10 protein-coding genes are annotated in these 14,617 nt (G+C 45.5%); 3 read left to right on the forward strand and 7 right to left on the reverse strand.

Going from position 1 to position 14,617, the window contains the following annotated elements; translation table 11 throughout:
* Window positions 1-1,255 precede the first annotated feature (1,255 nt).
* From EZV72_RS05540 to EZV72_RS05565, 6 genes are all read right to left on the reverse strand, one after another.
* Window positions 1,256-3,832 carry a tetratricopeptide repeat protein gene (locus EZV72_RS05540; RefSeq protein WP_137166307.1) on the reverse strand — a complete coding sequence of 859 codons (2,577 nt, stop codon included), beginning with the start codon at window positions 3,830-3,832 and terminating at the stop codon, window positions 1,256-1,258.
* Between the two features lie 71 nt (window positions 3,833-3,903).
* On the reverse strand, window positions 3,904-4,674 hold the full coding sequence (gene pepA / locus EZV72_RS05545; RefSeq protein ID WP_137166308.1) for a flocculation-associated PEP-CTERM protein PepA: 771 nt from the start codon (window positions 4,672-4,674) through the stop codon (window positions 3,904-3,906).
* A 501-nt stretch (window positions 4,675-5,175) separates the two neighbouring features.
* Window positions 5,176-5,916 carry a flocculation-associated PEP-CTERM protein PepA gene (gene pepA, locus EZV72_RS05550; RefSeq protein WP_137166309.1) on the reverse strand — a complete coding sequence of 247 codons (741 nt, stop codon included), beginning with the start codon at window positions 5,914-5,916 and terminating at the stop codon, window positions 5,176-5,178.
* A 395-nt stretch (window positions 5,917-6,311) separates the two neighbouring features.
* The gene (gene pepA / locus EZV72_RS05555; protein WP_137166310.1) at window positions 6,312-7,073 is read right to left on the reverse strand and encodes a flocculation-associated PEP-CTERM protein PepA; all 762 of its coding nucleotides are present in this window, start codon (window positions 7,071-7,073) and stop codon (window positions 6,312-6,314) included.
* 361 nt (window positions 7,074-7,434) lie between these two features.
* Window positions 7,435-8,208 carry a flocculation-associated PEP-CTERM protein PepA gene (gene pepA / locus EZV72_RS05560; protein WP_137166311.1) on the reverse strand — a complete coding sequence of 258 codons (774 nt, stop codon included), beginning with the start codon at window positions 8,206-8,208 and terminating at the stop codon, window positions 7,435-7,437.
* A gap of 192 nt (window positions 8,209-8,400) precedes the next feature.
* Entirely contained in the window at window positions 8,401-9,258 is an 858-nt protein-coding gene (locus EZV72_RS05565) for a ThiF family adenylyltransferase (RefSeq protein ID WP_137166312.1), read from the reverse strand.
* Window positions 9,259-9,490: 232 nt separating this feature from the next.
* Between EZV72_RS05565 and EZV72_RS05570 the strand changes: the two genes are divergently transcribed.
* The 3 genes from EZV72_RS05570 (at window position 9,491) to EZV72_RS05580 (ending at window position 12,648) form a co-directional block, all read left to right on the forward strand.
* A complete protein-coding gene (locus EZV72_RS05570; protein WP_137166313.1) occupies window positions 9,491-10,258 on the forward strand; it encodes a S1 family peptidase in 768 nt (255 codons plus the stop codon).
* 86 nt (window positions 10,259-10,344) lie between these two features.
* Window positions 10,345-11,619 carry a Vi polysaccharide biosynthesis UDP-N-acetylglucosamine C-6 dehydrogenase TviB gene (gene tviB, locus EZV72_RS05575; protein ID WP_137166314.1) on the forward strand — a complete coding sequence of 425 codons (1,275 nt, stop codon included), beginning with the start codon at window positions 10,345-10,347 and terminating at the stop codon, window positions 11,617-11,619.
* A 12-nt stretch (window positions 11,620-11,631) separates the two neighbouring features.
* Window positions 11,632-12,648, forward strand: coding sequence for an NAD-dependent epimerase (locus EZV72_RS05580; protein WP_137166315.1), 1,017 nt, complete (start codon window positions 11,632-11,634; stop codon window positions 12,646-12,648).
* 736 nt (window positions 12,649-13,384) lie between these two features.
* On the opposite strand, the gene EZV72_RS05585 is transcribed toward EZV72_RS05580, so the two are convergent.
* Window positions 13,385-14,290: a PEP-CTERM/exosortase system-associated acyltransferase gene (locus EZV72_RS05585; protein ID WP_232364516.1), complete on the reverse strand. Its 906-nt coding sequence runs from the start codon at window positions 14,288-14,290 to the stop codon at window positions 13,385-13,387.
* Window positions 14,291-14,617: the final 327 nt, after the last annotated feature.

Below are 14,617 nucleotides of genomic sequence, written 5' to 3' on the forward strand. Positions count from 1 at the left end.
AAAAAGAGTTAAGGCATCAAGTATCCTCGCTATAGATAATACACTTCTTGTGCCAACTTTTTATCTCTATGATTTTTATGACTATTTCATCTTATATGCTGTGAGGGCATAAAGGGTGATGTAAATATTCCTGACAGTAGTAAAAATGCTGAATCGTCTGTTATACAAGGGCTGCAGCGATGTTTTAATCAGCGTTTTGAGTGAAATAGTGAATCAAATCAATGGTCGGAGGAGTGGGGTGTTATGGAGGGGGTGTTTTTATAAGCTTTTGGGGCGGTGTAAAAAATTGCTGTGAATTGATAATTGTCGTCCCTGAACCACGAAGTGGTATCAGAGATCTCCCTGGCGCATGGCTACCTTGGTTTAATGGTTTTGCTGGGTCAGCCAGGCTATTCAGGAGATCCCGCATAGGCCTTCGGCCTTACGGGATGACGGTCTTTATCCGGGATCTCCTTGGCGCATGGCTACCTTGGCTCAATGGTTTTGTTGGGTTAGGCAGGCTGTTCAGGAGATCCCGTATAGGCCTGCGGCCTTACGGGACGACGTAAATTGTCTGCGGCCTTACGGGATGACGGTCTTTATCCGGGATCTCTATGGAACATGGCTACCTTGGCTCAATGGTTTCGTTGGGTTAGGCAGACTGTTTAGGAGATCCCGTATAGGCCTGCGGTCTTACGGGACGACGGTTATTATCCGGGAGCTCCTTGGAACATGGCTACCTTGGCTCAATGGTTTTGTTGGGTTAGGCAGACTGTTCAGGAGATCCCGTATAGGCCTTCGGCCTTACGGGACGACGGTTTTTATCCGGGATCTCCTTGGAATATGGCTACCTTGGTTTAATGGTTTTGCTGGGTTAGGCAGGCTGTTCAGGAGATCCCGTATAGGCCTGCGGCCTTACGGGATGACGGTCTTTATCCGAATCCCTTGGAACATGGCTACCCTGGTTCAATGATTTTGTTGGGTCAGCCAGGCTATTCAGATTTTGTTGGGTCAGCCAGGCTATTCAGGAGATCCCGTATAGGCCTGCGGTCTTACGGGACGCCGGTTATTATCCGGGAGCTCCTTGGCGCATGGCTACCTTGGTTTAATGGTTTTGCTGGGGTAGGCAGACTGCTCAGGAGATCCCCGATTACTCGGGGATGACGGGAAATATACGGGATGACGGAATTACCTGCGGCCAAAAAGGATGACGGGTATTTGCCAGGGACGTCACTAGCGAAAGTCCTGTAATAACATAAACAATCGTAAGTTGGCTCTACAGTTGCTGTTGAATGCTATGTAAAGTGTCTTTTAAGGCTGCATTTTCAGGCTGCAACAAAATTGCTTTCTGGATTATTTTACTCGCCTCTGCACTTTTATTCTGGGTGTTCAATAGCCATGCAAGATTATTCATAGCAACCCAGTTTTGAGGTTCTAGCTCAATCAGCTTTTGGTAGTAATTAACTGCGCGTAAGGGCTGGATTGACGCATAATGGTCGGCAATCGTCATCAGGGCGTGTGTGTGCTGAGGGTACTGGCTTATATGTTGAGTCAGTAATTGCTCTGCTTGCTTTTCCTGTGAGTCTGCTTTCAACGCATGATAATAATACTGTGTAGTTATATCCGCCGGATCTTGTTCATAAGCTACAGATAATTGCTGAACGGCAGATTTTACATTCCCTAATGCAAGATTGGTTCGGCCAGCTAAAAACAACCAGTTTACTGTCTGCTGCATTGAATCTGAAGCAGAAGATAAAGCTTCCATTGCTTTAAGCGGGTGACGTTGTGCTACATAAACTTGAGCTTCAGTTAGCGCGACTTTGTCTTGCGTCGCCTGTATAGGCGTGGTGATCAGCTTCAACACATCAAGTGCGCTGGAATAGTTTTTTGTAGTAAAGTAAGCTTGGGCCTGAGTTATCAGCAATAAATCAGAGGCAGCATGTTGGTCAGAATACGCATTCAATAGCGCAATGGCCTGGTTGCTTTTTCCTGTATTGATAAATGAATCGGCGAGTAAGTAGGTGACAAGCTCCATATTTTTTATACTAAACCTATTGCTTTCAAGTATTTCCACTACCTTCTCAAAGTTATTTGTGAGGTGGTATGCAAATGCTATGGATAACGGCGTTATGTCTTTAGCAGATATCACTGTCGACAAAAGTTTCTGCTGATTATTGCCTGACGCTACCCCCGATCTTATATACCCCTCGATTGCTGCTCTGTCGTTTGGTGCAGCGGATACCATTTGTTCAAATGTATTAAAGGCTTCCGGGTATTCGTTCTGCTCAAACGCACTGACAGCGGTTTTCAACATTGCTGTTCGGTTTGACGGCGCATACTCCAGTACCTGTTTATAAAATGATTGCGCCTGATCGACCTGGTTACTAATTTCAGCAAGTTCTGCGGCCAGCAAATAGTTATCAATGTTTTTGGGTTCTTCAGTCATCCAGTCGTTTAGTAAGCTGTTTGCTTTGTTGATATCCCCGGCAGATATGTGAACCGACAGGAGCAATGCTTTTGACATTTTTGTCCCCCCGGCAACATTACCGGAGATAATCGCCTGACTGGAATCCTCAATTAGTTTCATACCAGCATCGGTGTCGCCACTGGCAATTTTGATTAGACCAAGTTCCTGTGCCAGTTGGGGTTCTGTTTTGTCAGCACCATCCAGAGAAGCCAGAAGCTTGGCTGCATCTTGCTTTTTACCTGCCATTAAAAGTTTATAGCTGGTAGCCATGGCAAGGTGAGTATTAGCCTTTGCTAATTGTGGATTGTACAGAAGCTCCTGCGCAGCTTGCTGGTCGTCACCCATTTTCAGTTGGGCAGCGACATACATTTGTTTTGCAAGGTGGTTTCCTGGCGCTAAATCGATGACCCGGGAAAGATGCTTCAGCGATTGCTCATAGTTTTCAATTTGAAAGTTGGTTAAGCCTGCGATGTACGATGTTAGCGTAGAGCTTAGACCTGATTTGATTGATTTTTCTATGTATAAGTTTGCTTTTTGATACTCTTTTTTATTGATATAAATAAGTGATAACTGTTGGTTTGCTAAAGGGTGATTTTTCACTCTTTTAGCAAAGAAAGTGACGTTTTTTTCTGCTGCATCATAGTCACCCAGTTGCAAGTAGGTTTGGGCAAGGTTAAGACGGATTGGCAGAAAGAAAGGTTTGCTTTCAGCCATTGCTTCGTAAGTCTTCGCGGCCAGAGAGTAGTCTTCTATCCGGTATGCTATTTCGGCAACTAAAGAGTGAATGAGCCAGCTGTCAGGATGAGCCTCAATGGCATCGTTTAATAGTTGCGAGTTCTGGTTGTCGCCACCAATAAAATAACGCAATAGCTTTTGCAGCGTAATGAGTTCCGGCGTACTTCCGCTTGACCGGGCAGCTTTGGTCAAACTCATGTTGCCACGAATAAAGTCGGCATGACGTGCTGAGATAATGCCAGACAATGCATGAAAATAAGCAATTTGCGGAGAAGATAACTTATCTTTAAATAATTCAAATTGAGAGGTCAGTTTTTTATTTTCTGCGTTGGTGTACAGGGCCAGAAAATAGTTATTAGAAAATTGTTCCGGCGATGCGCCTAAGTCTATTGCCTTCTCGTAGTGAGAAATTGCGCTGGCCATATCACCTAACTTAAAATAAGTGTTAGCAAGCAGTATTCTGGCTCTTTGGTCGCCAGGGAACTCTAAAATGACTTGTTTTATGATAGTGGTAGCAGCAACAAAGTTTTTTTGTTGTAAGGCATGGTTGATGGATTCAGTTTGTTCTTCCAGTGATGGCTTACCGCATCCATATAAAGTCATTGTCGTAATGAATAACAAAAATGTCAGTTTGCGTGCCTTAATCGTCATTTTATTTTTCCGTAAAAGAGGTTTGTATGAGGAGAGGTACTGAAAAGGCTCCTAATGGAGCCTTTGAGGGATTATGCTTTTTGGCGGCGTAAAGCGCCTACACCTATTAAACCTAATGCCATGATAGCCACTGTAGAAGGCTCTGGAATTTCATAGAACCTGCCATTTGCTGTTCCAGTAAACTCAATAACATTTGAAGACTGGTCACCCTGGAATGAACCGTCAACGTTCAGTTCAAACGAAAATGGATCAGGTTCAACAAAGTAGTTGCTACCTTCATCGGTAAGCGAGAAATTCAGAAAGTCAAAATTGAACGCTCCTTGCCCATTAAAAGCAAAGGCAAAATTTTGAGAAATAGTTGGCGCAGTGCCTAACAGGATGTCTACACCATTGTCTGAAGGTAAAAATCCGTTGTCAGATGGTGAAGTAATGCTACCAGTACTGACGCCACTTAAATCTTCAAGATCATTACCTACATCCAGATAAATATTGAACTGACCACTGCTGGTAGTAAACATGCCGGTAGACTGGTTTACCGTTCCTTCAGCAGTAAACAGCGCATATAAGCCATAAGTATTGTTTAAGCCGGATTCATTAATTTCTGCCAAACCATTGTGGAAGGCTGTGAAATTAACCAGCGCACCTACAGTGAAGTTATTGCCGTCTAACGTTACCGTTTCACCAAAGTTACCACTAACCCGGTTTGCCGTTATTAAGGATTCAGCTGAGTCGGTTGCATAGCCTTCATTGACGGTAAAATCTACGTATTCCGCAGAGGCACTAAATGCTGAGCTTAGTAAAGCCGCCGCCGCAAATGCTTTTAGAGTTGTTTTCAGTTTCATGTGTATTTCCGTATTAGATTGGACGATGTGTGTAACATTTACAGGGCAAACATATATCGTGCCATGTTTTAAGCATTTGTTTTCTATTGTTTTTATTGTTCTTAAGGTGGGTGTGTGTAAATAAATCTGACATTGCCTAGGACAATTATTGATATTTATTGCATTAAATATGGCACAGTTACAGTTCGCAGTAGTCAGTACATACCATTCAGTTTTTAAATGTAGCCTGCGAAAAGTAGCGTGGAGGGGAGGGCCCAACAATTGGCGAGCAACGGGTGATGTTATTGCCGCACGGACGGAGATCTGACGGGACTACTGAAATCTTGCTATTAAATCATTTCAGGTATTCTCGGAAGAAGATGGTTTTATAAGTAACTAATAGAACTTTTCCTACAAATAACTTTTCTTCAGATGTTGTTAATGAAACTTGAAATCACGTAGTGAAAAACAAAAGGCCAGCTTTAAAGCTGGCCTATTATTAGTCAATATTCAAACTAACAATTATTTACGGCGACGTGCTGCGCCAAGACCTAACAGACCTAGTGCCATTACAGCAATCGTTGACGGCTCTGGTACTTCATAGAACTGTGCTGATACGTCACCACGGGTAATCTGAGTACCTGCCTGTGCAAACGCATCGAAGTCACCATTTACGTTAACCATCATAGAAAACGGAGTTGGTGCTACGAAATACTGATCACCTTCTTCAGTCAGCTCAAAGTTCATAAAATCAAACTGGAACGCAGTAATAGTCTGGCCATTGATGGTAGTGCTTGTACCTACGTTGTTGCCGATAGTGTCAGAGAAACCTAACAGCATATCTTCGCCGTCGCCAGTAATTGAAGATACATCGTCATCATCAGACAGGCCGGTATCGTTATTTGGATCCATAAAGATGCTGAAACCACCAGTTTCACCAACAAAGAAATCCACATTGCCTTCTGAGTCAGCGTAACCATCAGCATTGAAAGTTGCATACAATGAGTAGGTATTGTTCAGACCGGTGTTCAGTGAGTTTGAACCCAGGAAGAACTGACCGAATGTAGCAAATGCTGACGCGCTGAAGTTACCAGCACCGTCGAAAGTAATACGTTCAACATAGCCACCATTGATTTTATCTGCTGTAACCAGATTGCCATTACCTTCGTCTACAGTGAACTCAACAAAGTCCGCAGATGCAGTGAAAGAAGCTGCCAGGCCAGCAGTCAGAGCTAAAGATTTTACTAGTGTTTTGATTTTCATAACCATCTCCATATTCCAAAGAGTAATGTGCTTTAAGTAAAGTCACCCTTGAGTATGAGCAGTTATGATGCCAACTTTTTAAGTAGTTTGTTTTATAAGCAGTTTATTATTCGTACTACTTTTGGCTATGACGATTTGTAAATTATTTCGACAGTTTTCGGGGTTTTCATCTGTCATTTGGAGCGCAATGCCGCTACAGGCCTCGATTTATAAGGCGTTATGCAGATATAGTTCTTTATCTATAATTTTAACGTTTAGTTTACAATACTCGTATTGATGCACATGGCTCAGTATAATCAACGTGCAACATACAACTTTTTTATGTGGCGCCAGCAGACTGTGCTGATAAACAAAAACGGCTCCATCAGGAGCCGTTTTTAAACATGCAGGCAATATTACTTTGCTTTACGACGAGAGCTTGCGCCCAATCCGATCAGACCAAGGGCCAGCACGGCAATGGTTGAAGGCTCAGGTACTTCATGAAACTGCACATCAATGTTACCGCGTACCACCTCAGTTGGGTTCAGGCTATCAAAATCACCGGTCAGGGTAATAACACGCGGGAACAGTTCAGGACTAACAAAATAATTCTCACCCTCGTCTGTCAGCGCTACATTCCAGAAATCCAGAGTCACAGCATTAATTGTCTGACCAAAAATAGTGGTTGATGTAGCCAAGTTGTCACCTAACGTGTTGGAAAAGGCCAGACGTACATCGTCGTTGTCAAACTCCAGTGAGTTTACATCGCTCTCATCCTGAAGCTTGGTATCGTTGTTCAGGTCAAGAAACAACTCAAAACCGCCGGTTTCACCAACCAGATAATCAACAATACCTTCAGAAGCAGAGTAGCCAGAGGCATTAAATGTGGCATACAGACCATAGGTATTGTTCAGGCCTACATTTTTAACCGTGTTAGAACCATCATAAAACAGACCGAATGAAACAAACGCTGATGTTGCAAAGTTGCCTGCCGCATCAAAGCTGATTTGCTCAACATAGCCGCCATTCAGCTTGTCCAGTGTAACAAAGTCGCTGCTGGCGCTTTGCGTTGCATAGCCTTCATCAACAGTAATGTCGATAAGCTCGGCTGAAGCGGTGAATGAGGTTGCCAGTGCAGCTGTCAGTGCAAAAGATTTAACCAGAGTGTTCATTTTCATTGTGTTATGTCCGTATTATGTGTGTGGTACTTCAAATCTACGAGTAAAGTACTAGCAAGTATAGGTCCAACTTTATTATTACCTTGTTTTAAAACAGTTTTTTTGTAGTATAAATAGTAAGAAAAGGTGCAGGTGTAAAAAAAACTGACAGGTGATAGCTTAGCTTCTGATTTTTATAAAAAAGTATAATTTATAGCCTGCCAATGTGGCAGCTTGTGAAGTCGTCGCAGATAAAGAGATTTACCGGGCGTTGATGAAAAGCAATGTAAGACGAGTGAAAAGAGAGAAAAAGAAAAATATCCTGAATATACAGGCACAAAAAAAGCGGCCGGAGCCGCTTTTTATATCATCTTTTTAAAGCTTACGCTTTACGACGACGTGCTGCGCCAAGACCCAGCAGGCCTAGTGCCATAATAGCAATTGTTGAAGGCTCTGGTACGTCAGTTACGCCACCAGCATTTTCAAACTGTGCAGATACGTCACCACGAGTGATTTGAGTACCCGTTTGTTCAAATGAGTCAAAGTCACCGTTTACTTTCACTGTTACAGAGAAAGGCATTGGTGAAATGAAGTACTGGTCGCCATCGTCAGTCAGATCGAAATCAAGGAAGTTGAAATCGAATGCTGTTACTGTCTGGCCCTGTACTGTAGAGCTAGTACCCAGGTTCTGACCCAGTGCGCTTGAAGAGCCCAGCAGAATGTCTTCGCCGTTACCTACGATAGAGTTAACGTCTTGGTCATCAGACAGCATAGTGTCGTTGTTAGTGTCCAGGTACAGCTGGAAAGAACCGCTGTTACCAGAGAAATATTCAACGTTGCCTTCAGAGCCCGCTGTACCAGCCGCATCAAACGTTGCGTACAGAGAGTAAGTGTTGTTCAGGCCAGTGTTCAGAGAGTTTGAACCTAGGAAGAACTGACCAAAAGTAGCAAATGCGTCAGCTTCAAAGTTACCGTTGCCGTCAAAAGTGATGCGCTCTACATAGCCACCGTTGATTTTATCAGCAGTCACTGCAGAACCATTCGCAGCGGCAAAGCCTTCGTCTACAGTGAAGTCTACAAAGTCAGCAGAAGCAGTGAAAGAAGCAGCCAGACCCGCAGTCAGCGCCATTGATTTTACTAATTGTTTAATTTTCATAACCATCTCCATATTCCATATTTGACCACCTTTAACAGGCGGTTCCGATAGGGATTCTGCAGCTGGTGTGCCAACTCGGCATCTTCATGATTTTTATAAATATATGTGAGCTTTCACTTAGGCGGGAAGAGGTGAGTAAGCAGGGTGTAAAATACTTTGACACCTTTTTGTTCAGTTACTCACCAATTTGCCTCAATCGTTTGAGACTATTCGTTCTGCAAGCTTGAATTTTAACCGCTGGATCGGGCCTCGGTTACCTTTCGGACACCAGGTTTTTGTAAGCTTATTTTTGTAGGCGTCAAAGTGCAGACCATAGGGGGCAGCCAACACTTTACCCCGATTAAGCAGAATTTTGAGCGCATAAGTTTCTGCCATGCCGGCACACAGATTAATGGCCATGGCGGTAGATGGGCCACGGCGCTCCTGAAAATTGACCGAAGATTCGTCAGCCAGGTAATCGCGTTGTAACATCGCCGGAGACAAGCCGATTAAAAACTGAATCAGCTGACCTTCTTCTGTTTGTTTGTCTTCAAACCGGAAATATTCCTCGAACGTCATCTGTCCTGGCATAAAGCACAGCAGGGCGCTGCCCATGCCTAACGGCGCGGCGGTGACGACGGGAATACCTTTGTCATAACATTTTTGAAAAACCAGTTTACGGGCGGACAGCGCAAAAAAATCCAGACTGTCGATGTATAAGTCTACGCCGTCGAGAAAGTCATCAACATTGTCAGGTGTCACCCCTTCACCAAACTCGCGAATATCCATCTCTGGGTTAATGTCGTGTAGCATTGAGGTCATCACTGACATTTTCTTTTTACCCACCGTCGACATAAAGGCGCCGGCCTGACGGTTAAAGTTGTGCACATCGTATTCGTCAAAGTCAGACAAATTTACGTTGCCAATACCCATGCGGGCCAGGGTGAGCGAATGCAGGCTACCAACACCGCCACATCCGGCTACGGCTACCCGTTTATTTTTTAATTGCGCCTGTTCTTGTTGTGTTACCCAGCCAATATTTCTGGAAAATGCGTCGTTGTAATCAAACACGTCCTGCTCTCTTAAACTGTCTGTCCTGTATCGGTTTTAATTATAGGCCCCCGGGCAGTATTCAGCCATGCAGATACTGCGCAGCCCGAATCACTGTTAAACAGGTTTTTTGTATGTTTTTCAACCGATAATTGCTTTAGGAAATAAGCGGTTATTCATGCATACTATTTATCGGCAGGCAACTAAATAGTTGTAGTTTAGGGTAAATGAATAAACAGGACGTACAAGCGTTATGCGTAGCACTTTTGTATTGTTATTGGGGATGCTCGCGGTACAGGGTAGTGTGCTTGCCGGGCAGCTGGCCGAGCGGGTAGCGCAGATAAAGCCGGCGGTGGTAGGTGTTGGGCTGGTGGCGCCGCTGGCTACCGTGAGTCATCAACTTAAAGGCACCGGGTTTGTGATTGGCAATGGCCAGTATGTTGTAACCAATGATCATGTGGTGAATGTTGAGGTGCCGGACAACATTAAATATCATCTGGCTGTTTTTGCCGGGCATGGTCGCAAGCCGCAAATAATTGCGGTTGAACAGGTTATCAAAGATGAAGAGCACGATTTGGCGCTGCTCAAAATCAGCAAAACCCTACCCGCTGTTACACTGGGGCAGGCTTCGGCGGTGGTGCCTGATGGCACTGACCTGGCCGTAACAGGCTTTCCGATTGGCGGTATTCTGGGTTTGTATCCGGCTACCCATAAAGGCATTGTGGCGGCTTACACGCCCAACATTATAGCGGCAAAAAATACCTCGCAAATCTCTGAACAATTTTTGCAGCGTTTACGTAATCCCATCATGGTTTATCAGCTGGATGTGATTGCATATCCGGGGAATAGCGGAAGTCCGGTTTATAACGTAGAAACTGGCGAGGTTTTTGCTGTGATAAATAAAGTCTTTGTAAAAGAAACCAAGGAATCGGCCATCACCCACCCCAGTGGAATCACTTATGCTATTCCGGTAGAACATGTCATTCGTTTAGCACATAAACATTATATTCCTTTATTGTGAAAAGTATACGCTAAGCTAAAAGTATGTCGTTTCGTTACATAAAAAAATGTGCAACCATCTTATAAATTTTAAAGTGTCGTATTGGTATGTCAGCAGAATTTAAAAAAATAGCCGTAATCGGCCTGGGCTACGTTGGGCTGCCGCTGGCAGTGGCGTTTGGTAAGTATCGTCCAACAGTAGGGTTTGATATTAACCTGAAGCGGGTTGATGAGCTTAAAAGCGGTAAGGACCACACTCTGGAGGTGTCAGCAGAAGAACTGGCACAGGCAGACCAGCTAAGCTTCAGTGCCGACAAGGAAGCACTGGCAGGTTGCGATGTGATCATTGTTACCGTGCCTACGCCAATTGATAAAAACAAGCAGCCAGACATGACGCCGCTTCACAAAGCCAGTGAGATGATTGGCAGCGTGATCACACCTGGAACTGTGGTGGTGTATGAGTCAACGGTTTATCCCGGTGCCACCGAAGAATACTGTATTCCACTGATTGAAAAGCAATCTGGCCTGGTATTTAACCAGGACTTTTATGCTGGCTACAGCCCGGAGCGGATCAATCCGGGGGATAAAACCCACCGTCTGGAATCTATTGTTAAGGTCACGTCTGGCAGTACGCCCGAGATCGCCGACAAAGTTGATGCCCTGTATCGTGAGATAATTAAAGCCGGTACCCATCGCGCCTCATCTATTAAGGTTGCTGAAGCCGCCAAGGTGATTGAAAACACCCAGCGCGACCTGAATATTGCGCTGATTAACGAACTGGCGATGATTTTTGATAAAGCCGGTATTGATACCGAGGAAGTGCTGGAAGCCGCAGGCAGCAAATGGAACTTTTTGCCATTTCGCCCGGGCCTGGTAGGCGGTCACTGCATTGGGGTGGACCCGTATTATCTGACCCACAAAGCCGAAGAGCTGGGGCATCATCCGGATGTGATTCTGGCCGGACGTCGCATTAACGACCGCATGGGTGAGTACGTGGTGTCGCGGCTGGTGAAAACCATGCTGAAAAAGCAAATCATGGTGAATGGCGGCAATGTGTTGCTGTTAGGTATCACCTTTAAGGAAAATTGCCCGGATATACGCAATACTAAGGTGGTTGATATTGCTACCGAGCTGCGCGATTACAATGTGAATCTGGATATTTACGATCCATGGGCAAGTTCGGAAGAAGTTTTGCATGAGTACGGCCTTGAACTGGTAGATGCGCCTGAAAAAGGTAAGTACGACGCGGTCATTGCGGCGGTGTCTCATCACCAGTTTAAAGCCTGGTCAGCCGAAGAGCTGCGCGCACTGTGCAAAGATAACAGTGTGATATTCGATCTGAAATGTATGTTTGATAAATCAAGCGTCGATATTCGCTTATAAGGAATCTGTAAAATGAAAGTGCTTGTTACCGGTGCGGCTGGCTTTATTGGCTCGCACGTATCAATGTACCTGCTTGAGCGGGGCGACGAAGTGGTAGGCCTGGATAATCTTAATGATTACTACGACCCGACCCTCAAAGAAGCGCGCCTTGAGCGCATTAACGCGGCACCTGGTGCAGACAAATTCCGTTTTGTGAAGATGGGCGTTGAAGAGCGTGAGTCAATGGAGCAGCTGTTCGCCGAAGAAAAGTTCGACAAGGTAGTGCACCTTGCGGCGCAGGCGGGTGTGCGTTATTCCATTGAAAATCCACACGCGTACATCGATTCCAACATTGTTGGCTTTATGAATATTCTGGAAGGCTGCCGCCACAATGAGGTGAAGCACCTGGTTTATGCATCGTCAAGCTCGGTATACGGCGCCAACGAAAGCATGCCATTTGCGGTGGAAGACAATGTTGACCACCCTATGTCATTGTATGCGGCAAGTAAAAAAGCCAATGAGCTGATGGCGCATACCTACAGCAACCTTTACAACCTGCCCACCACCGGTCTGCGTTTCTTTACGGTTTATGGCCCGTGGGGTCGCCCGGACATGGCTCTTTTCCTGTTCACCAAAGCGATTATGGAAGATAAGCCTATTCAGGTATTTAACTATGGTAATCACCGCCGTGACTTCACGTACATCGATGATATCGTAGAAGGGGTTATCCGCACACTGGACAATACCGCTCAGGTAGATGAAAACTGGAGTGGCGAGAAGCCGAATCCGGGTAGCAGTAAAGTGCCGTGGAAAGTCTATAACATTGGCGCACAGACTCCGGTTCACTTGTTAAGCTACATCGAAACACTGGAAAAGGCCCTGGGCAAAGAAGCCGAAAAAGACCTGCTTCCTCTACAGCAAGGCGATGTGCCTGACACATTTGCTGATGTAGAAGCCCTGGTCAATGACACAGGCTACCGCCCAACCACAACGATTGAGACGGGTATCAACAACTTTGTTGAATGGTACCGCGACTACTACAAGGTGTAGTGGTTGTAGTGAGTAGTTTGAAAAGCGCCGCAAGGCGCTTTTTTTGTATGTGTTGACCCGTCAACCCTCGTTCCGTGAGCCTGTAAGGCTACCCGGGATCTCGTTGGAACATGACTACATCGGCTCAATGATTGTAATTCTTCCCGTCGTCCCGGAATCGCGCAGCGATATCCGGGATCTCGTTGGAACATGGCTACATCGATTCAATGATTGTAATTCTTCCCGTCGTCCCGGAATCGCGCAGCGATATCCGGGATCTCGTTGGAACATGGCTACATCGATTCAATGATTGTAATTCTTCCCGTCGTCCCGGAATCGTGCAGCGATTCTGCAATGTGCGGGACGACAGTAAAGGAATAACCCCAACACCGTCGTCCCGGAATCGCGTAGCGATATCCGGGATCTCCTTGGGAGCATGGCTGACTAAGTTCAGTTATCGTAGTAAATGAGCCAGACTGTTTAGGAGATCCCGTATAGGCCTTTGGCCTTACGGGATGACGGTTTTTATCCAGGATCTACTTGGAACATGGCTACATTGATTCAATGATGTTCCCTCAACCGTCGTCCCTGAATCGCGAAGCGATATCTGGGACCTCCTTGGAACATGACTACCTAAATCAATGATGTTTTGTGTCAGCCAGACTGTTCATGAGATCCCCGATTGCTCGGGGATGACGGAATGAGGCGGCGATGACGGTTTTTATCCGGGATCTCCCCGGACCATGACTTTCCTGCTTCAGGAAATGCTGGCTCTGTTTGATATCATGTTATTGTTGGTAAAACGCAGTATTTCGTCGTTATAAAAACGTTCTGTTTCGGGTAACTGTTCGCGAATATTTTTTCTGATGCTGTTAAGCATTGAGGCAAAGCCAGGACGCATGCCACGGGTCAGCAGCTCTTTATTGATGTAGTAGGGCGCGCGTTTGCCATGGTAATCCACCACCGGACCGATTTGCTCAAATTTTATTCCTACAAAGCTCATGCTGCGGGCCAGACGCGGCTCCATCATAACGTAGGCATGGGCGATGTTACTTTCCAGCGCGGTGGCCGCAGCGGCAAAATACAGGCCGATGGCAATAAACGGAAAGCAGCGCATTTCTGTTTCAGAGTACGCCTGGTGGTTAATAACACCTGTCGCGGCGCCGGCAAAGCGGTCCATCTGACGACGGCGGAACTGCGCGGGCACAGCCAGACGGGAAATTTCACACACATTCTTGCGGTCAAAATTCTGTGGATTTAAATCATGTCGGGTAATTGATGACAGGCAGTATTTTTCAATAGGTAACATTTCGTGAGACTGCAACGGACGAACCGTTCTTACTGTACCGGCCAGCTCATCACTGTTGATGTGACGTATCAGGCAATGCCGCGAATAATGATCGAATTCATCAATCTCAAGACCATCAGGTGCAACAGGTTCAAACTTTAGCTCTTCACAATACACATTGTGGCGAATCTGAAAAACCGCCTTGCGAAGTTCGTGGTCACTGGCAAGCTGGGGCGTCAGATACGTCCCGAAGTGACTGGAAATAAAGCTGGCTTCTTTTAATTGCTGATACCCTTTAACCAGCTTACCCAGTTTAGATTTACTCACCCGGCGACTAATCGCGTCCATCATTGAACTACTGTTTACCAAATTCATACTGCCACCAACATTCGTTAAATACCGTATCTACTGTTCGTCAGTAGACGAACCCCTCAGGCCTTGTCACAGTTCCTTGATTACGTGATTAAGTTTTGCACTACTGTTCCGATTAACCAAGCAGTATTTGTTACACTTCCGGCTATATCGGGTATCCCCGTTGATACCCATGTTGTGATGACAGTTGAATTTGCCTGAATTTTGCTTTTTCACTGGTAAGCTAAGCAGAGTAAGGGCTAATACGCCATGCTAAAGTGAGCGTTTTGGGAGTGTGGGTCAAATCAAAGGTGTCTGAAAATATACCCCTTTACAGCGTCAGGCGCAGGG

The organism is Salinimonas lutimaris (assembly GCF_005222225.1).
GTDB classification, from domain to species: Bacteria; Pseudomonadota; Gammaproteobacteria; order Enterobacterales; family Alteromonadaceae; genus Alteromonas; species Alteromonas lutimaris.